The following is a 17,467-nucleotide window of genomic DNA, read 5'->3' as shown; positions in this document are numbered from 1 at the left end:
GATAAGAGTGAGATATATCTCTTTCAAATGCGATGCTCATATAGGTATGATAAAAATCAAACAGAAGATTGAAGCATTTTATTTTTCGAACAAAGGGGGTATCAGAACAAATAATGAAGACGGGTTGATTATTCCCGGTACCCTGATATCAGATCTGTCCATGAAAATTCCCGAGTCATACCGGGGTGAAGTTACAAATGCCATATTTTGTGTTGCTGATGGCATAGGTGGAGAGCAAAAAGGGGAAGTTGCATCAGAGATTGTTCTGACATATTTTCGAGATCATTTCTCGGAGATTACTGACGAAGAGAGTTTTGCTAAGGTTGCATATGATGCAAAAGAACAACTGGAAGAGTATGCAAAAAAAAATCCTGAGTCTTCCAACCTTGGATGCACGATGGCTGGAATCGTGATAAAAAATGATCAGGCATTAATTTTTAACATTGGTGATTGCAGGGTGTACCGGATAAATGGGAGGTTTTTTGAGCGCATCACCAAGGACCATTCCGTTGTTCAGCACCTTTTAGAGGAGGGAGTAATCACCGAAGATGAAATGCGATCTCATCCCCGGAAAAACATCGTGACTTCCTCAGTATCTGGCGACGGGATTCCAAATTCAATAAAAGTATGGTTTAAATCATTCACGATCCGTGATCAGGATATGTTTTTTCTCTGTTCTGATGGGGTTTGGGAATGTTTTTCACAGGATGAACTGGAAATGATCTTTCAGAAATATACAGGTTATGCATTTTGTGAAAAAATCCTCGTTGCTGCTCTCGCAAGACAATCTTCTGATAATGTTACTGCAATACTGGTATCAACATCTGCTGTTTCATCATAATGAGTTCACTAATTGTCACTGACATTTCACTGGAAAACCGCGATACGGAAAGCCGGGAACAGGTTTCAGCATGGATCGTGAACCGGATAACTGAAGTGTTCATTGGTATAAAACGTAAGTTTGATACTCTCTCTCTAAAAACAGACAAAATATCCCGCCTCTATGCTGAACTGGAGGACATATACAATACAATCTCTTCAGGTCAGAATCCTGGTCTTACAAACAAAGAGTCCGGGAAAAAAATGATGGAATCATTTTTCAGGAAGACCGACCGGTTCAGAATTGCGCTTATTCAGCTCCTTCTTGAACAAAATGAATCAAGACTTTTTGAAGAGAATATTATGAATGAAGCCTTTCGGGTTTTGTCTGATTGTCTCTCAAAAGAGTTTTTAAAATCTGACAATCCCCGATACATCCATCTGAATTCTATGCTGCAGAACATGGGTGAGCAATTTCCCCTGGATCGTCTCAACCAAATGAGGTCTTTATTATCTGAAATTCTATCGCTTTTTTTTACCTGCGAGCATGATAAAAAAATCCTTCTAAAAAGAGTTCAAAATCTAACCCGCCTCATCTCATCCCTTCAAATGCAACCCATCTCTATTCAGGATCTTGAAACAATTCGTAGTTTTTCTGATAAATTATGCTCAATTCAGACAATTCCTGATCTCAATGAGCAGATGACTCAACTAGATCACATCAGGGATAAATTGTCTGCTCTGGCCCACAAAGTCTCCGGATTCGAACATTGTGACATGAGTGATCTAAAGAGAGAAAGTAATAATTTGTCAGAAGAAGAAGCGACCATAATAAAAAGGCAGGTTGAAAAAGTAATCAGTTCTACTGAAGCGGGATTTTACCATGATCGCATCCGTTTTTTTGATTATGATAATACTGAAAGCCAGGACTATGAACCAGTGAGAACTGACGTTACCATGGACCAACTGGCCCTTCAGAGAGAAAATCTGTTGCTTGAATATGGTCTTCTCAAAGAAAAAATTCCTGAAAAAACAGTAATTCGGGAACAACTTGAAGAGATGATACAGAACCTCTCATTAGAGCCGGATGCCGGTTCACTTCTGGACGCAGCTCTTCTTTTATATCATGAACCATTCCCTGAGCTTCGGGAAATGGTCATCATCAGAAAACAATATGATGCATATTTTATTGAAAAAGCGGAAAATTCGTTGTCTGACACCACCTGGGAAAATATCATCCGCATGTTACTTGAAAAGTTACAGGAAAAGGGATATTTTGTGCCAACCCGGAGATTGGTCTCCCTTCGTGATTTTTTTCGTCGCAGTGTCCTGGAAATAATGACTCCTGTTCATAATTATTCAATCCTGATATCCCTGAATCCTCTGGACGAGTTGGTATTCAGGCTGGTCAGAATTATTGATGATATGGACATTCAGGATCTTGATCGTGATGAGATAGTTAAAAAAGATGTTAATGCAGCAAAAATGTGGAGTGTGGACTATGATGAAATATCCCGGAATATGCAGGAAAACCATATTTCTTTCATCGAAAGACTTCGAAAAAGCCCGGATGAGGTACATGTGCAACAATTAACCCGTTTTGACCTGCTGACTGATGAACACATATCTTAATTGGTAATACTTCTAATATGGGTGTGTAATCTGGTCATTGTAATCTCTTTCACACTGGTAAAATCGTGGTGTAGCGTCATATCAATTTAAGAATTTCTGATGGTTTAACAAAAAAAGGGTTTTACCTGGAAGTTCAAAGATCAGTCTTTCGCTTACTGATGAATAATGAAACATGTATGTGTTTCATAAGAGGAATCGCCGATGGGCCCTCCTAAAGATTCGGATAGTCCTGGAAGAAGAGGAACAACATTACGGGACGGTGTAGTGCCTCACTCAATTCCTCGTGAAAAACCATTACAAAAAGCTCCCGATTCAAAACCCGCTGAATCTTTACGGTATTTCAGGTCTTATAGGATAATGAAACAATTCCCCGCAACCGGCGGGGAAGCAGATATCTGGCTAATTCAAAAAGAACGGCAATATTTTATTCTAAAACAGTATCGTCTGGGAATTGAACCCAAAATTGACGTGCTTGATCAGGTCAGTCACATCTCTCTCCGGAATCCAAAAAACCTGATTAAGATTATTGATTATGGTTTTGATGATGACTCGGAGCGATGGTTTGAAATTCTGGAATATGCAAGATATGGTTCTCTTCGTGAATTAGTTGATAAACAGTCAATTAATAATGCAACATTTAAAATTATAATCGAGGAGATAGCATTTGGTCTTGATGCTCTCCATAAAAATAATGTTCTGCATCTGGATCTAAAACCCTCCAACATACTGATTCGAGAAATACGTCCTCTTAATTTGATACTCACCGATTTTGGTATTTCCACCCTCCTTGACAGTGAATTATCCCGGCATATCACTTCTACCAAAGGGACGCCGATGTACTGGGCACCTGAACAGCTGGGTAATGTTGTTGGCAGGGAATCTGATTACTGGGCTCTCGGGGTAATTGCTCTTGAGATTACACAAAAAAAGCATCCTTTCGAAGGACTAAACCATAACCTCATTCTGTCTACCCTGGCATCCCGGGGGATAATTTTATCCGAACAAATAAATCCTGACCGCCTCATCCTTTTAAAAGGGCTGCTTACAAGAAATCCAAAGAAACGGTGGGGAAAACGCGAAGTATCATTGTGGCTCTCAGGTAAAAGAAATATTCCGGTATTTTATGAAGAAGAGCACATTAATCGGATGGGAATTACTAAACCCTATGAATTTCATGAGGAAAATTATGTCAGTCTGAATGATCTCATGTATGCATTTATTGGAGATCCGGTCTCCTGGGAAGATGCGAAACGTCATATTGGAAGGGGTTATCTACTGAGGTGGCTTGAATCTACAGAACAATATAATAAAGCAGTAACCATCTCGAAATATATCGAAGAATATCCTGACGAAGATGAACGATTACTATTCATCGCGGCAGAACTGAACCGGGATATTCCCTTTACACTTTTTGGAAAAGTTGTAGACATAACAAATATTGTCTGGTTTTTGGGACGTGCATTAAACCGGGAACAGGATGACCAGGAAGAAAAAATTCTCTCAATGCTGTTTTCCGGAGATCTTGAGGAAATATATGCCAAATTCATTGATATAACAAAACAGGAGATAAAAAGTGTTTTCTTCACGCGACTCTTTACCTGGATAAAGGAAAACCCCCGGGGAACGAATGAACGAAAAAGATTATTTCAGTACGCAAAAATTCTTCATGAACGGGAAATAGCAGGGATCCCCACCGAATGGAGTGCAAAGTCAGTAATCTCTGTTTTATCAATATATAATTATTTTATCCGGTTATCTGCCATGTCTGATGCAGAAGAATGCAAACGTGACATGGTTATTGCTGCAAAACATGCCCTTTCTGCACAGGTTGTTGAACCTGACCTTCTAGTCGCTCTTGCAAGTGGATTTGAAGAGTTGCAACAGCCTGCATCAGGTAAAACTCTTCTGAAAAAAGCATATGATCTGGATATCCGGGTTTTGACTCTTTTTTTTAATAAAAGAAAAGGAGTTTCAAGATTCAGATTTTATTCTGCGTTAACCCGGGAATATGAAAAAAATGTATTTTCCATCTCTTCTGATCCATGGAATGAAACAATCGGGTTCTGGAAGGAAAAATTTGTCCATTATTTTGGGAATGAGCAATATTTTCTCTGTCTTTCAATTTCTGAACGGATTATTGAGATGGATAAGGCAAGTCCACAAGGCTGGGCGATGCGGGGAGTAAGTCTTTTAAAACTGAAGCGTTCCCATGAAGGAGGTTTTTGTTTATCGCAGAAACTTGTGCAGAAAAGTCAGGACCCCCTGCTCTCCTGGCTCTTAGGCGAATATCTGGAAGAAACTGGAAATCTCCAGGAAGCAGAACAAAAATATAATGATGTGCCTTTTGTTCATATGGCGCAGCCACTAGTCCAGATCTCTCTTGCGCGGATTTATTACAAGCAAAAACGGTTTTGGGAAGCAATTGACATCTGTGATAAAGTGTTACTAGCTCATCCCGGATATGCAGTTTCTCTCTATTATAAAGGAGAGTCACTATATGCATTGGGGAAAATTTCAGAAGCACATGTATGTTATGATGAGGCTTGCAGGAAAAACCCCGACTATCTCCCCGGATGTATAAAATCTGCAAAAACACTTATGAAAATGGGAGATTACGATAAAGCAGACAGAGGTGTAGATTCTATTCTGGCAAAAGACGAAATGAATTATGATGCACTCCGGATGAGGGCATTTATTCTTTTGAAAAAGGGAAGAAAAACTGAAGCAATTTCATATATTAAAAAAATTTTGCAAATCAGGTCTGATGATGAGTGGGGACAGAAAATGTTCTCCCTTTATGGTTCGGCAGAAAAGCAGATTTGAGTAATCATCCTCTTAGTCGCATAATAACAAGTTACAAATCCATGGGAGGTAACATATCTCATTATAGTTCAAAGCCGATGTTAGTCCTGGTACCCGTTTCAATGGGCCCAGGTTTACAGCCCAGGAGAGTTATATGTACAATCTTCCCAGGTGGAGTTCAGAATTTATCCGGTTTCTTTCAGTAACGCCGCAATTTAATTTTACGGGTAATATTTTTGATGTATATCCCGTTGAAATAGATGGGGATATTACTACATTACGATTAAGGGACTATATCCGGACAATACTCGTGAAAGAAGGGTATAGTGTCATCCTGGGTCTTGATCCATTTGTTGGGTTTTCTCATCTCCATGGTGATCCGGATACAATTCATGCAATATTGGGTGATGTTCTCACGGTTGAAAGGACCGGACCTCCCTCACTTGAACGGACATTGGAGATATTAGAGAAAAGCGTTCATAACAGGACTGCGTATTCTGCAATAATTCTGAATCAGATTGTTGGGCATGATATCCGTTATAACAGCCCTGATGAATTTTTTTATTATCTCTTTTCCACCAGTCAGAATGCTGAACCCCGCCTTCTTGCAGGAAGTTCCTATCCCCGGTTTAATCTCCTCATTTGGATTCATGAATGTAGCGTTGCACTGCCATCATGGTATACTCGTGATAATTCCCGGATTAGGCAGATAGTTGTGCCAAAACCTGACCCTGAAACACGAAGAGCACTTCTGGAAACATTAACCCGAAATGTGACCCAGTTCGAAGATATGGATACGGCGAGCAGGAATAATTCACTCTCTCTTATTGTTAAACAGACACATAACATGCAGGCCAATGAAATCATTTCCCTGATTTCACTGGTACGAAGAGAGATTGTTCCGGTATCAGATCTCGCTGAGGCAGTAATTCAGTATTCCTCGGGAATTTCTGATAATTTCTGGAGATCCGTTGATCAAAAAACGATTGCCCGGGCAGAGGAATTCCTGTCAAATCAGGTCTATGGTCAGAAACTTGCAATTCGGAAGGTATGTGATATTATTAACCAGTCCTATCTTGGTCTTTCAAGGGTGCAATATTCACAAAATCTGAATCAGCCTAAAGGTTTTTTATTACTTGCCGGACATGAAGGAGTTGGAAAAACAACACTGGCAGTCGCGATAAAAACCCTTTTGGTAGGCTCTGATCATGACATGGTAACAATTAACATGAATGATTACCAGGATGACAATGCCCTTTTAAGACTTGATACCTTCACGGAAATAGATCATGGTAATTTTTTGGCAAAAATTTATAAAAATCCTTATTCGGTAATTTTGTTTGAAAATATTGAGTCTGCACACCCGAACGTTTTACAGTTTATAACTACTATTCTTCGCGATGGTGAGGTACATTCAAAGGAAGGAAAATGTGTCTCCTTTACTGGTTGCCTGATCATTTGTACCATTCGACTTCAGGGTTGTTGTCCGACCAATCTATATAATCAAAAAAGTGAAGAAACGGTCAAAGAATATCAGAATCGCGAGCGGGCGGCAGGAGAGATCATAGCGCAGTTTTTTGAAGAACAGAAAAACCTGGATTTCTCACAATTGATTCGTAGTAATCTCATAATTTTAAGAAGTATCCATCACGAAGCGGCAGTTTCTATCCTTAAATCAATGATTGACAGGATTATTGAAAATATTGCTGCAAGATATCATATTACCATTACTTTTAGTCCTGATGTGTCAGAACAGATCGAGTTATTTTGTTGTCAGGATGTAAAGAGAGGTGGAATTGGTATTGGAGAGCGTTTAGATAACATTCTTGTCAATCCTCTCTCGAAAATTATCATAGATGGTTCTTTTTCCCCAGGCGAAAAAGTAATATTAACTAAAATTTCAGATACTGAATCAGGATGGGAGGTTACCCTCTCGAGGGTGCAATAACCAGGATTACTATCATGGTGCTCCAAAAAATATGCGATACATGTGGGATGGCCAACCCTGCTACTGAAATGATCTGTATGAGGTGTTTTTCTGATATATCAGGAAAAAAACCTGTTGAACGGAAGACTATCAGACAGATTGAAATAAAAGGAATTGTAAAAAAACCCCCGGATAAACGGTTTGCGAAGATAGGTTTTGATGAAGGAAGGACTATCCGTGAGGTAACTCCGCTGACTCTTACCATGTCACCAGGTGTATCAATTACGGTTCATCATGGTGATACTGTTGGAAGAGATGCAGTAGGACGTACTATTCTTCAGCAACAGAATGGAGTTTCTAGACAGCATGCCACTTTTAAATATTTTAATGGTAAGTGGTTAGTCAGGGATGAGAATTCTACTAATGGAACCTATATACTCGGGAAAAAAATATCTCCGGATAAATGGTATGAAATTAAAGATGGAGATTCTATCTCATTTTCTTCAAATTGTACATTTACAATCCAGACTATGTAATATCCGGGTTATTGACGGTTCTCCTTTTTTGGTCTCACTCCAAAGGCATTGTCACACAGGTATTTAGGACTTCGAGATCAACTATCTGGTTATAACCGGATTATTTGATCCGGAATTTGAGGATGAACAGATATGTGCATTGCAATCCCCGCAGAAATTCTTGAAATACGCGATGATAATATTGCTCTGGTTGATTTTGGAAGTCTGAAACAGGAGATACGGGTGGATTTAGTTGATGTCAGCGTTGGTGACTTTGTTTTGGTCCATGTCGGTTTTGCGATACAGAAAGTAAACCGTGATGAAGCACTGGAAACCCGTGAATTGTTCAGGCAGTGCTATGCAGCAATGGAAGAAACTGCATAATTTTTTTTTATTGTAATTATTATATTGAGTTATGATGTCAGCATTGGAAAGGCCTGTGAGATACCATTAATGATAAACTGAACGGCAATTGCCATAAGCATAATACCCATCAGACGGTTTATCACGCGGTAAGCACGTTGATTGATCCTTTTTGATATCCGCTCTGATGAAATTAATACAAAATACGTGATAATAAGCGTTAGCAGAACGGAGCCCAGGATAATTCCCAGTTCAACCGGCTGATTGAAAACTGAGGTATTCTGTGAGAGGACAATGACTGTTGTAATAGTCCCTGGTCCGGAAATCATTGGAAATGCCAGTGGCATTGAGGAGATATCCTCTGCATCAATACTTTCATATTTTTCAGTCGCCGTCATTTTTGCGCGAGAAGTCCGGGCATACACCATTTCCATACCTATTCCAAAGAGGAGAACCCCTCCGGCAACGGTAAACGCACTAATGGTGATACCAAACAGCGCCAGAAGAGATGATCCAAAAAGAGTAAAGAAAAGGAGGACTGCACCAGCAATTCGGCAACCGTATGCAGCAACTTTTCTTTTATCCGCTGAATCCATGAATTCAGTGATAGAATTATAGACTAGGAGCGCTCCAAGGGGATTTACCACGATCAGAATAGATGACAAGGCAAAAAGGGAATAACTTATCAGATCTTCTGTCATTGGTATCCTTTAAAGACTAATAATACACAATTCCATTTTCCAGTTTACCGATATTTTCATGCCTCTCGCTTGAAAGGTTTGTATTAATAATAACCTCGGGGATTTCACATCCAAAGGTATGTGCAGGGAACCAGTACAATCCGTCGCCATATACCTGCTCAACATCATAGACTATCAGGTCTGCTGCAGAATAATTCATGGATGTAATTGTTGCATTGGAAAACGCTAACTTATTAAGCAATCTTGTCCGGATATCATTCTCACCAAACATAAATGCCAATAATCTGAATGCTTCTTCCAGGGAATACTCTGCATGAACATCAGCATAACCAGGCTTTAATGATATCGTGACTGAATTTATCGAAAGGTAACCCTCTTCTTCAGTCTCTGCAGCAAATGACTGGGACACAAGTATCAGGAGAAACCCGAAAAGTATCGCCAGACAAAGTTTCATTCTTAATGGGTTTATCAGGCCCGGTTTAAATTCTTTTGTCCTGACTGAAAAAAAGGGGAAATTATTTCCTTGATACCAGAGTTATCTCGATGGATGAAACATGAGTTTTACCACTTTCAGTATCTACCACTTCAGTGGAGGTCTGGACATTTTTTTTCTCAACACCTTGTAAAAAGCGGTTCAGTGCAATTTCTGTAGTATCAACAGCACGGGAGATAGCTCTACCTCTTGCTTTTACGGTGACTTCATGAGCACCGTTGGAAAACTGAGTCACCACGGCAAGAACATAGTTCATTACCGGTTTATTCCCTACAAATACTGTATTATCATCCTGAATTTCGCCCATAATTTCAGATGTAACCACGGTCACAGATCAACTCAGCATTAAGGATAGATGCTCCGGCAGCTCCTCTGATGGTATTATGGCCCATGGCAATGTACCTGATTCCAGGTCTCAACCTACCTACTGAAACTGTCATCCCTTTTCCTTTCATCCGGTCAAGTCTGGGTTGCGGACGATCCTGTTGTACCATGAAATCAACTGATTTCTCCGGGAGAGTTGGTAAATCCCCGATTGGGCATCGCCAGGACTGGAAAGCTTTTGCGACATTCTCTACGGGTTCCTTGATGTCAAGCCAGACTGCCATCGTGTGTCCGTCAATTACCGGAACCCTGTTACAACTGGCGCTGACTGAGAATGGAGCATTTACGATTTCACTCCCGTCAAAGGTTCCCATGATTTTGAGTGTCTCCCGTTCCATCTTTTCTTCTTCATTTCCGATGTAGGGAACAACATTATCAAAGATAGACATGGCTGGAATACCCTCAAATCCTGCTCCGGATATTGCCTGCATTGTCGCAACCCTGAGATCGGTAAAATGAAAATTACGAATTGGTGCGAGTGAAACAGTCAGCATGATGGTTGAGCAGTTCGGATTGGTGACAATGAATCCGTCATTTCCTGCATCCCGCTGAAGTTCTATCATGCGCAGATGATCTGCATTCACTTCAGGAACAACAAGAGGAACATCCTGGTCCATCCGGTGTGAACTTGCATTACTACAGACACCAATACCTGCTTTAGCGCAATCAGTTTCAATAGTTGTAGCGAGATCTGCCGGAAGAGCAGAAAATACGATGTCTGCATTTTTCAGACATTCAGTTTTGGTTTCTGCAACAATGATGTCGCCTGCTGATTCAGGTAATGGAACATCCAATCGCCAGTTTACTGCATCACGATACTTTTTCCCTGCACTCCGCCCGGATGCGGTCAGCACCGTTAGGTCAAAATACGGATGATCAGCAAGGAGCTGGACAAAACGCTGGCCTACAGCTCCGGTAGCGCCGAGGACTCCAACACTAACCATACCACGTATGTATATCTTAACCAGTAATTAAAAAGGAGGATTTTATTCCATGGTTATAGCTTCTGCCGGACAGACGTCCACACAGGAGCCACAATCTACACAGAGATCATTGTTTACTACTGCCTTGTCATTTTCCATGGTTATTGCAGCGGCAGGACACTCATCAACACAAGTTTCGCAACCTGTACATTTATTCTTATCAATAATTGCAGTCATTGATATCTACCCAGATTTTTGGTGAAAGGATAAAAATAGATTTCGAAAAATTATGCCAGGTTTAAAACATCTTTCATTCCATAGATGCCTGGTTTCTTATCCACAACCCACCTGGTTGATCTGATTGCACCTTCTGCAAAAACTGCACGATCGTAGGCACGATGAGAAAGCGTGACTGTTTCATAGTTACTTGCAAACATCACCGCATGGTCTCCTACGATATCCCCGCCCCGGATAACATGCACCCCGATTTCAGAACTTCTCTCCTTCATTCCCTCTCGTCCGTATATCTCTTCCCTGGGGCCAATTTCTTCCTGAAGGATCTGTAGGATAGTCTTTGCAGTTCCACTTGGCGCATCCTTTTTGTACCGGTGATGTGCCTCGGTAAGCTCTACATCATAGTCGCCAAGTTTTCGTGCAGCATCTCTGATAAGGGTCCAGAGGATGTTCATTCCAATTGAATAGTTTGAGGAGATAACAGCCGGAACCTGTGCTTTGATGATTGCATCATCAATTCCTTTTCGTTCAGCCGGATTAAGGCCTGTTGTCCCCAGAATTATTGCACATCCGGCTTTTGTTGCAATTGGAACATTTACTACTGTAGCTGCTGCTACCGTGAAATCAATCAGGACATCGGGTTTTACTGATGCAAGAAATCCTGCCAGATTATCAGAGGATACTACCGGGACTCCGAAGAATGTCCCCTCTTTAATGTCAACTCCTCCAACCAGTTGCATGTCCTGTTCTTTTGTTACGATGCCACCGATAGTGGTACCCATTCTGCCAAACGCACCACAAATTACGACTTTAATCATATTTTGATAAAACCTCTTTGAGTTTTGCTGTTGTTTGTTCTGATGCCTCATCCAATGGCAGGCGGAGTGGTCCGGCAGCCATACCTAAAAGTTCAGCAGCTTTTTTCACCGGGATAGGATTTGACTCGATAAACATGGCTCGGAACAGGGGAGAAATATTAAAGTGAATATCCCGTGCAGTTTCAAAATCTCCTTTATTGACTGCATCATAGAGCTGGATAAGTGGTTTTGGGAAAAGGTTCGCAACAACAGATATCACTCCTCCTCCGCCAAGGGCTAATATTGGAAGTGTCAGGTTGTCATCCCCGGAAATTACGGTAAAATCCTCGTCCCTCGTAAGTTCAATGATGGTGGAAATCTGGTTGACATCACCACTTGCCTCCTTAACACCGACAATATTTGGGTGGGTAGCAAGTTCTGCAATAATGTCAGGTGTCAGGTTTTGCCCCGTTCTGCCTGGAACGTTATATACCACAACCGGAATATCACAATCAGCAAGTGCAGTATAATGTTTAATAAGACCTGACCGGTTGGGTTTATTATAATACGGGCTGATTACCAGAACTCCGTCCGCGCCAACATCTTTTGCAGCTTTAGTAAATCGTAATGCTTCGGAGGTGTTGTTTGATCCTGTTCCGGCAAGAATAGGAACTTTTCCGTCGACTTCATCAATGGTGACTTCAATGACCTGTTCGTGCTCGGCAAAAGAAAGAGTTGCAGATTCACCTGTTGATCCACAGGGAACAACGCCATGAACCCCTGCGGCAACGAGGTGCGCTATGTTTGAACGAAGGCCGTCCAAGTCCAGATTCTTTCCAGAATTTCTTTGAAAAGGAGTGATCAGTGCGGGGAAAACACCCTCAAACATAAGGATTATTTTTTGAATTTCCCTGTATTTATCTTTCTTGTGATGAATCCTGCGACCCTGTTTCTAACCCGCTTGCTGGGGACATTGGTTGCACCTGCAACCGCTTTTTTATTCTCGTCAAAATCGTTCGAAAACTTCTCTTCATGGAACTCAAGGAGTTCTGTCCCGATTTTCTTGATATAAGTCGGTTTAATTCCCATGGTATATCTCTCTCAGTGAGTTGCATCAATAATGCGCTGTGATATCTTAAGAAGATTTGTTGTAATCCTTACTGGATTTTCTCCAAAATGATATGCTGCTGATGGGATATTCTCCCTGTTTTTAATGCATATAATGTCCGGAATGCCTGATTCCTCATCATTACAAAAAGCTACAGTCCAATCCATGGTGGAGACTCCCGGTGGGATTTTTTTACCATCGCACATACATGTTTCAAGAAGCATCTCTTCACAGATATCCACAAGTTTTTCAGAGAAGCAGATTTCACAAGCGCACCGTATATCCTGAGAAAAGCGCATTGCAGTAAGTATCATGGTTACAATCTGCCAGTCGCTACTAAAACTGACACTTAATTCATCCACTGCCCATTTTTTCGTATCCTTTGGAAGGAGACAACACATTACCTGAGAAGGGATGCGTGCTCCCGGAAGAGCATAGGCAATTTTCAAACCACAATCCGGAATAAGCAGAGGGCTAATTCTATCGTTTATATTATTTATTGCATGAATCAGTTCTTTTTGTGCCTTTTCTTTCGGATCTTCACTCATCTGCGCCCTCCCGGATAAATAGATGGAAAAATCCCGGAATCATTAACCTTTGTACCGACGGAATGTACTTGAATTATGAAACGATGGATGCTTGATGTTATTGTCGGAGTGGGAAGCCTTTTGATATTTCTTGCTCTTGTTCTTCTGCTACCGGCAGTTCTTCCCGGTGAAATCGGATATCTAGGTGCTCTTCTCATCTTTGTATTTGTTATCAGTGCTGGAGGGTATGCAATCCGGAGTGTTAGTGTCTGATTGGTCTCCCTCACTCTCCACCCTTTTTTTCATACTCTCATCCGGGTCTTTTACTTGTTTTTGGTATTTTTGTTTATTCAAATCCCGTTTTTTCAATTTGTAATATGAAAGCGGGTGGGTGACCCTGCTACAAATGCTATCCGGATGAACACAAATGCCGTGAGTCCGCATCGTTGCGCAGAGAGGTGATATGTATTCATTACTAGTTCCCCCTCTCCCGGAGATATGTTCAACCTGGTACAATGTTTTCCGAAGATCAAAGTTTGGAACACTCCCGTATAATTCAATAATCCGGGTATTGTCCATACCTATGTTATGCAGAAAGGCTGTTACTGCGAACCGTGCCATGTGGGTAAGGTGCCCATGACCTGTAAGCGCACCGAGTATTGCCTGCATGCAAGGAGGAAATGCTGACTCTTCAACCTGCCCGAATTCTTCGAGTACCTTCTTTTGCCATTCCGCTTTTATTCGTTCAATGGCAGGTTTGACCTGGTCACAAATCCTTGATGGAACCTTCAGCGGGAGGTTTCTACTCATTATGTATCTGAGCCGTTCCCTGACGATTTCATCATACTCTTCAGGTCTTATCCGGACCTTTCCTTTTTCAACAACCCGGTTAACTAGTCTCCACCGTTCTTCAGCCATCCTTGATGCAACCGGGATATAATCAATTACAGAAATATCCATGCCGGTCTCGGGAAGGCCTATTGATCGTCTGATAAATCGTTTTATCTCTGGTTCTTCATCCTGAAGAAAAGCAAAAACCACCCATGCCTGATACCTGACCAGCCTTTCAATCAGCATCCGGTCCTGGGCGCAGGAGACCATGATACGACTTACCGGATACGTTGCTATGATGGTCATGACTGCTTCCTTCTCTGGTGGTATTTCCGGAATGGATGGTGTTTCTTTTCCAGAGAAAGAAAGCGCATGCTCCAGCATAAGCATAGCTTCCCTGATAGCAACTCTGCCACCAGTTGATTCAAGGTAGTGTTCCAGTGAACTACTGATTGCCCCAATATATGTCTGGGATTCTTTTAAAAAAGGGTATTTAGCCAGATCTTTCAGGTCAAGTGTGACCATGCATTTAGTCGGCCTCAATCCTGGGCGCCAGCAGATATTCCACCTGCCCGTTTCCGCCGGCAATTTCAAATGAGAATTTTATCGGATGGTCTGCTCCTAAATCTATCGTGACTTTCTCGGCATGGCTCATCACTTTACCCATGTCCTTGAGATAATCAATAGAGAAGAGGGACTTGGCCTGCTGCCAGTTACATGCAATTACCTCTCCGGCAGAAAAAGATCGCTTAATATTGTCTGAGTCACCTTCGGCGTACAGGACAAATTCTTTATTATCGGGATCTATCGCAAACCATATCTTGTCTGATACAATGGCTGCTGATTTGATGACATTATTGAGTTCAGATCCGGAAATGGTTACTTGCCCGGGAAGTTGAATGCCTGGTGCATTCGGATCCTTTTTGATTGTGTTTGAATCAAGGAGCGTGATTGAATAGTGATATCCTTCAAAGGTTACCTCAATTTTATTAGCTCCATCCGGATGCTCAAGGCGAATATCACTTGCCTTGCCCATCATTGAATAGGTATTTTTTAGTTTGGCGATATCTAATCCAATTTCTCCGGTTGTGGCTTCATACTGGCTGAATGCCTCTTTTTTCAGAGACAAAATAATCATTGCCACATTCGCAGTATCCACTGCTCTGGCCCAGACTTCGGTTTCAGAAAAATGAAGTCTGCATTCGGTGACCAGAGCAGAGAGTGCATCAACCGTGTCCCTGAATATATCTGCAGTGATCGTTGCTTTCAGCATCTGCGCTCCCTATGCATTCAGGTTGTGATTTGACACAGATATATGTGCCGGGTTACCATATTACTGAGGGAAGGTATCAAGTCGATAATTTTTATGGGTTCACAATGGAGTAATGATAAAGCATATCGTCAGGCAAAAAAGTCTGGATATCGTTCGCGTGCAGCGTTAAAATTACAGGAAATTCTTCGGAAAAATCCGGTTATCCGTCAGGATGATAACATTCTGGACCTGGGAGCCGCTCCGGGCAGCTGGCTCCAGGTTCTTCGTGAGATGACAGATGGTGTACTGGTTGGGGTGGACATCAACCCTATTAATCCGATACCGGGAGTTACTACCCTTACCGGAGATTTTTCTGACCCGGTTGTTATTGCACGCATCAGAGAGCTCATGCCGGAGGTAAATGGCATTGTGTGTGATGCCTCTCCAAAGCTCTCGGGGACCCGGTCATATGACCAGGCAAGAGCGATAGACCTTAACCAGCAGGCGCTCAGGGTTGCACGGACGCTTCTTAAGCGTGGTGGAAACCTCATTATGAAATCCTTCCAGGGTGAGGATTTCAGCTGGTTGTACAACCAGGTAAAAAAGGATTTTTACTCGGTAAGAACGTACAAAGCGCAAACCACCCGGAAGGGAAGCACTGAAATGTACATCATCGCGAAAAATTTTATCGGTTATGAACCGGACCCTGAGGAGAATCTTTCAGATGGATCTGCATGATAACTATGGCAGACCGGTATCAAATATCCGGATTGCAGTAAACTCGGGATGCAATCTAAGGTGTGTCTATTGTCACCGTGAAGGTGAAACAAAACCTGACACCCCTTTACCTATTGAAGACATCAGGGCCATTCTTGATATCACGCAGGAACTTGGCATTAGATCAGTAAAGTTCACGGGTGGAGAACCACTTCTCCGGGAAGATATTGTGGATATAATCCGGGCAGTTCCACCTGGCATTGAATCATCATTGACTACAAACGGAACCCTGCTTGCAGGCTATGCGAATGAACTCCGGGAAGCAGGACTATCGCGGGTAAATATCAGTCTTGATTCACTAAATCCAGAAACCTATCGCTCAATCACGGGTGTTGGGGTGTTATCTGATGTCCTTGAGGGAATTGCTGCTGCCAGAGAAGCAGGACTTACTCCTATCAAGATCAATATGGTCCTTCTAAAGGGAGTGAATGAAGGAGAGGTGGATGACTTTATCCGGTTGGTTTCCGGGGATCGTCAGATGATTTTGCAGATCATTGAACTGATGGATCTTGGTGGTTGCCCTCTGCATGCTGATCTTTCAGATCTGGAAGATATGATTGCAGCAGAATCGCGAAAGGTTATCACCCGGAGGATGCATCATCGGAAAAAATACTGTTATGATGGTGCAGAGATTGAATTTGTCCGCCCGTTTCATAATTCTGAATTTTGTCGTTATTGTAATCGTCTGCGGGTAACATCTGATGGAAAATTAAAACCCTGTCTTCTCCGAGATGATAATCTTGTGGATATTCGGGGAAAACGAGGGGAAGAACTTCTTGAACTCTTTAGAATTGCAGCAAAAAAGAGACAACCCTACAATCAGTAATAATGCGGAAATGGTTTTGCCCGGAAAACCAATCACTGATCATGCTGGAAAATAATGAATACGTAAAAGTACTCGAGTACTTTTATGATAAATCATTAATTCTCGAAAACATGTCTGATTTTCATCCAGATCTCAGTTTCTGGTATTTCGATGCCATGGCGCACCTTGATTATACCATTTCACTTTTTGCATTTAATGCAGATTCCCCACGAAATATGCTTTCCCGGGAACACCTGAAATACCGTAAAGATCAGTCAATGGAAGAAAAGTATGCCTGTTTTAGCGGTTTTATGGACTGGCTCAGGGAAAATCATCCTGAACAGTATGAAATTTTTCCACTTTTCATTCAAAAGATTTACGATCCTTCTGACGAAGCTCAGTACCGCTCGTTCAGAATAGTTCTTGATCCGAATGAAAAAAAGGCCACTCCTAGCGCGGTTTTGCAAGTAATGGTGGATGAGATATTTGATAAAAAATACCTCGCATCCATCTATAATGGTTCAGAAATGGTCTGCCTGTATAAACAGTACCTGAATCTGCGATAATCAGGGTGAGT

Annotated in this window: 20 protein-coding genes; 9 read left to right on the top strand and 11 right to left on the bottom strand. The window is 41.7% G+C overall.

The window, feature by feature from the left end; translation table 11 throughout:
- The first annotated feature begins 46 nt into the window (after positions 1-46).
- The 6 genes from DLD82_RS08745 to DLD82_RS08720 all read left to right on the top strand — a co-directional run bounded on the left by DLD82_RS08745 (position 47) and on the right by DLD82_RS08720 (position 8,079).
- Positions 47-841: a PP2C family protein-serine/threonine phosphatase gene (locus DLD82_RS08745; protein ID WP_109940734.1), complete on the top strand. Its 795-nt coding sequence runs from the start codon at positions 47-49 to the stop codon at positions 839-841.
- Positions 841-2,451, top strand: coding sequence for a hypothetical protein (locus DLD82_RS08740; RefSeq protein WP_109940733.1), 1,611 nt, complete (start codon positions 841-843; stop codon positions 2,449-2,451). Before DLD82_RS08745 ends, DLD82_RS08740 begins: the two co-directional genes overlap by 1 nt.
- A 201-nt stretch (positions 2,452-2,652) precedes the next feature.
- On the top strand, positions 2,653-5,274 hold the full coding sequence (locus DLD82_RS08735) for a serine/threonine-protein kinase (protein ID WP_109940732.1): 2,622 nt from the start codon (positions 2,653-2,655) through the stop codon (positions 5,272-5,274).
- Between the two features lie 133 nt (positions 5,275-5,407).
- Positions 5,408-7,201 (top strand): AAA family ATPase, encoded by a 1,794-nt coding sequence (locus DLD82_RS08730; RefSeq protein WP_109940731.1) that lies wholly within the window; start codon positions 5,408-5,410, stop codon positions 7,199-7,201.
- Positions 7,171-7,716, top strand: coding sequence for an FHA domain-containing protein (locus tag DLD82_RS08725; RefSeq protein ID WP_109940730.1), 546 nt, complete (start codon positions 7,171-7,173; stop codon positions 7,714-7,716). The genes DLD82_RS08730 and DLD82_RS08725 overlap by 31 nt, the downstream gene beginning before the upstream one ends.
- A gap of 132 nt (positions 7,717-7,848) precedes the next feature.
- Positions 7,849-8,079, top strand: coding sequence for a HypC/HybG/HupF family hydrogenase formation chaperone (locus tag DLD82_RS08720; RefSeq protein ID WP_109940729.1), 231 nt, complete (start codon positions 7,849-7,851; stop codon positions 8,077-8,079).
- A gap of 29 nt (positions 8,080-8,108) precedes the next feature.
- Here the strand turns inward: DLD82_RS08720 and DLD82_RS08715 are convergent, their stop codons facing one another.
- The 11 genes from DLD82_RS08715 to DLD82_RS08660 all read right to left on the bottom strand — a co-directional run bounded on the left by DLD82_RS08715 (position 8,109) and on the right by DLD82_RS08660 (position 15,329).
- On the bottom strand, positions 8,109-8,759 hold the full coding sequence (locus DLD82_RS08715) for a MarC family protein (RefSeq protein ID WP_109940728.1): 651 nt from the start codon (positions 8,757-8,759) through the stop codon (positions 8,109-8,111).
- A 16-nt stretch (positions 8,760-8,775) separates the two neighbouring features.
- A complete protein-coding gene (locus DLD82_RS08710) occupies positions 8,776-9,213 on the bottom strand; it encodes a hypothetical protein (RefSeq protein ID WP_109940727.1) in 438 nt (145 codons plus the stop codon).
- Between the two features lie 61 nt (positions 9,214-9,274).
- Complete coding sequence (albA, locus tag DLD82_RS08705) at positions 9,275-9,559, bottom strand: DNA-binding protein Alba (protein WP_394339582.1); 285 nt, start codon at positions 9,557-9,559, stop codon at positions 9,275-9,277.
- 4 nt (positions 9,560-9,563) lie between these two features.
- Positions 9,564-10,580, bottom strand: a complete 1,017-nt coding sequence (asd, locus tag DLD82_RS08700) for an aspartate-semialdehyde dehydrogenase (RefSeq protein WP_109940726.1) — start codon at positions 10,578-10,580, stop codon at positions 9,564-9,566.
- 42 nt (positions 10,581-10,622) lie between these two features.
- On the bottom strand, positions 10,623-10,796 hold the full coding sequence (locus DLD82_RS08695; protein ID WP_109940725.1) for an indolepyruvate ferredoxin oxidoreductase subunit alpha: 174 nt from the start codon (positions 10,794-10,796) through the stop codon (positions 10,623-10,625).
- Between the two features lie 50 nt (positions 10,797-10,846).
- On the bottom strand, positions 10,847-11,611 hold the full coding sequence (dapB, locus tag DLD82_RS08690) for a 4-hydroxy-tetrahydrodipicolinate reductase (RefSeq protein WP_109940724.1): 765 nt from the start codon (positions 11,609-11,611) through the stop codon (positions 10,847-10,849).
- Complete coding sequence (gene dapA, locus DLD82_RS08685; RefSeq protein WP_109940723.1) at positions 11,604-12,479, bottom strand: 4-hydroxy-tetrahydrodipicolinate synthase; 876 nt, start codon at positions 12,477-12,479, stop codon at positions 11,604-11,606. The genes dapB and dapA overlap by 8 nt, the downstream gene beginning before the upstream one ends.
- 5 nt (positions 12,480-12,484) lie before the next feature.
- Positions 12,485-12,679, bottom strand: a complete 195-nt coding sequence (locus DLD82_RS08680) for a 30S ribosomal protein S17e (RefSeq protein WP_109940722.1) — start codon at positions 12,677-12,679, stop codon at positions 12,485-12,487.
- Between the two features lie 12 nt (positions 12,680-12,691).
- On the bottom strand, positions 12,692-13,246 hold the full coding sequence (locus tag DLD82_RS08675; RefSeq protein WP_109940721.1) for a thiamine-phosphate synthase family protein: 555 nt from the start codon (positions 13,244-13,246) through the stop codon (positions 12,692-12,694).
- Between the two features lie 180 nt (positions 13,247-13,426).
- Positions 13,427-14,581 (bottom strand): DNA primase regulatory subunit PriL, encoded by a 1,155-nt coding sequence (gene priL / locus DLD82_RS08665; RefSeq protein WP_109940719.1) that lies wholly within the window; start codon positions 14,579-14,581, stop codon positions 13,427-13,429.
- Positions 14,582-14,585: 4 nt separating this feature from the next.
- Positions 14,586-15,329, bottom strand: a complete 744-nt coding sequence (locus DLD82_RS08660; RefSeq protein WP_109940718.1) for a DNA polymerase sliding clamp — start codon at positions 15,327-15,329, stop codon at positions 14,586-14,588.
- 93 nt (positions 15,330-15,422) lie between these two features.
- Between DLD82_RS08660 and DLD82_RS08655 the strand changes: the two genes are divergently transcribed.
- The 3 genes from DLD82_RS08655 to DLD82_RS08645 all read left to right on the top strand — a co-directional run bounded on the left by DLD82_RS08655 (position 15,423) and on the right by DLD82_RS08645 (position 17,456).
- The gene (locus DLD82_RS08655; protein WP_109940752.1) at positions 15,423-16,046 is read left to right on the top strand and encodes an RlmE family RNA methyltransferase; all 624 of its coding nucleotides are present in this window, start codon (positions 15,423-15,425) and stop codon (positions 16,044-16,046) included.
- Complete coding sequence (gene moaA / locus DLD82_RS08650; RefSeq protein WP_109940717.1) at positions 16,033-16,911, top strand: GTP 3',8-cyclase MoaA; 879 nt, start codon at positions 16,033-16,035, stop codon at positions 16,909-16,911. The genes DLD82_RS08655 and moaA overlap by 14 nt, the downstream gene beginning before the upstream one ends.
- Before the next feature lie 110 nt (positions 16,912-17,021).
- Positions 17,022-17,456: a hypothetical protein gene (locus DLD82_RS08645; protein ID WP_245920401.1), complete on the top strand. Its 435-nt coding sequence runs from the start codon at positions 17,022-17,024 to the stop codon at positions 17,454-17,456.
- The last annotated feature ends 11 nt before the right edge of the window (positions 17,457-17,467 follow it).

The sequence above is a fragment of the Methanospirillum stamsii genome (assembly GCF_003173335.1).
GTDB lineage: Archaea > Halobacteriota > Methanomicrobia > Methanomicrobiales > Methanospirillaceae > Methanospirillum > Methanospirillum stamsii.
This window is presented reverse-complemented; position numbering and strand designations above follow the sequence as displayed.

Bases quoted from the DNA above. Each gene is read 5' to 3' on its own strand.
- DLD82_RS08745 (WP_109940734.1), top strand. From the start codon at position 47: ATGATAAAAATCAAACAGAAGATTGAAGCATTTTATTTTTCGAACAAA.
- DLD82_RS08740 (WP_109940733.1), top strand. From the start codon at position 841: ATGAGTTCACTAATTGTCACTGACATTTCACTGGAAAACCGCGATACG.
- DLD82_RS08735 (WP_109940732.1), top strand. From the start codon at position 2,653: ATGGGCCCTCCTAAAGATTCGGATAGTCCTGGAAGAAGAGGAACAACA.
- DLD82_RS08730 (WP_109940731.1), top strand. From the start codon at position 5,408: ATGTACAATCTTCCCAGGTGGAGTTCAGAATTTATCCGGTTTCTTTCA.
- DLD82_RS08725 (WP_109940730.1), top strand. From the start codon at position 7,171: ATGGGAGGTTACCCTCTCGAGGGTGCAATAACCAGGATTACTATCATG.
- DLD82_RS08720 (WP_109940729.1), top strand. From the start codon at position 7,849: ATGTGCATTGCAATCCCCGCAGAAATTCTTGAAATACGCGATGATAAT.
- DLD82_RS08715 (WP_109940728.1), bottom strand. From the start codon at position 8,759: ATGACAGAAGATCTGATAAGTTATTCCCTTTTTGCCTTGTCATCTATT.
- DLD82_RS08710 (WP_109940727.1), bottom strand. From the start codon at position 9,213: ATGAAACTTTGTCTGGCGATACTTTTCGGGTTTCTCCTGATACTTGTG.
- albA (WP_394339582.1), bottom strand. From the start codon at position 9,559: ATGGGCGAAATTCAGGATGATAATACAGTATTTGTAGGGAATAAACCG.
- asd (WP_109940726.1), bottom strand. From the start codon at position 10,580: ATGGTTAGTGTTGGAGTCCTCGGCGCTACCGGAGCTGTAGGCCAGCGT.
- DLD82_RS08695 (WP_109940725.1), bottom strand. From the start codon at position 10,796: ATGACTGCAATTATTGATAAGAATAAATGTACAGGTTGCGAAACTTGT.
- dapB (WP_109940724.1), bottom strand. From the start codon at position 11,611: ATGATTAAAGTCGTAATTTGTGGTGCGTTTGGCAGAATGGGTACCACT.
- dapA (WP_109940723.1), bottom strand. From the start codon at position 12,479: ATGTTTGAGGGTGTTTTCCCCGCACTGATCACTCCTTTTCAAAGAAAT.
- DLD82_RS08680 (WP_109940722.1), bottom strand. From the start codon at position 12,679: ATGGGAATTAAACCGACTTATATCAAGAAAATCGGGACAGAACTCCTT.
- DLD82_RS08675 (WP_109940721.1), bottom strand. From the start codon at position 13,246: ATGAGTGAAGATCCGAAAGAAAAGGCACAAAAAGAACTGATTCATGCA.
- priL (WP_109940719.1), bottom strand. From the start codon at position 14,581: ATGGTCACACTTGACCTGAAAGATCTGGCTAAATACCCTTTTTTAAAA.
- DLD82_RS08660 (WP_109940718.1), bottom strand. From the start codon at position 15,329: ATGCTGAAAGCAACGATCACTGCAGATATATTCAGGGACACGGTTGAT.
- DLD82_RS08655 (WP_109940752.1), top strand. From the start codon at position 15,423: ATGGGTTCACAATGGAGTAATGATAAAGCATATCGTCAGGCAAAAAAG.
- moaA (WP_109940717.1), top strand. From the start codon at position 16,033: ATGGATCTGCATGATAACTATGGCAGACCGGTATCAAATATCCGGATT.
- DLD82_RS08645 (WP_245920401.1), top strand. From the start codon at position 17,022: ATGTCTGATTTTCATCCAGATCTCAGTTTCTGGTATTTCGATGCCATG.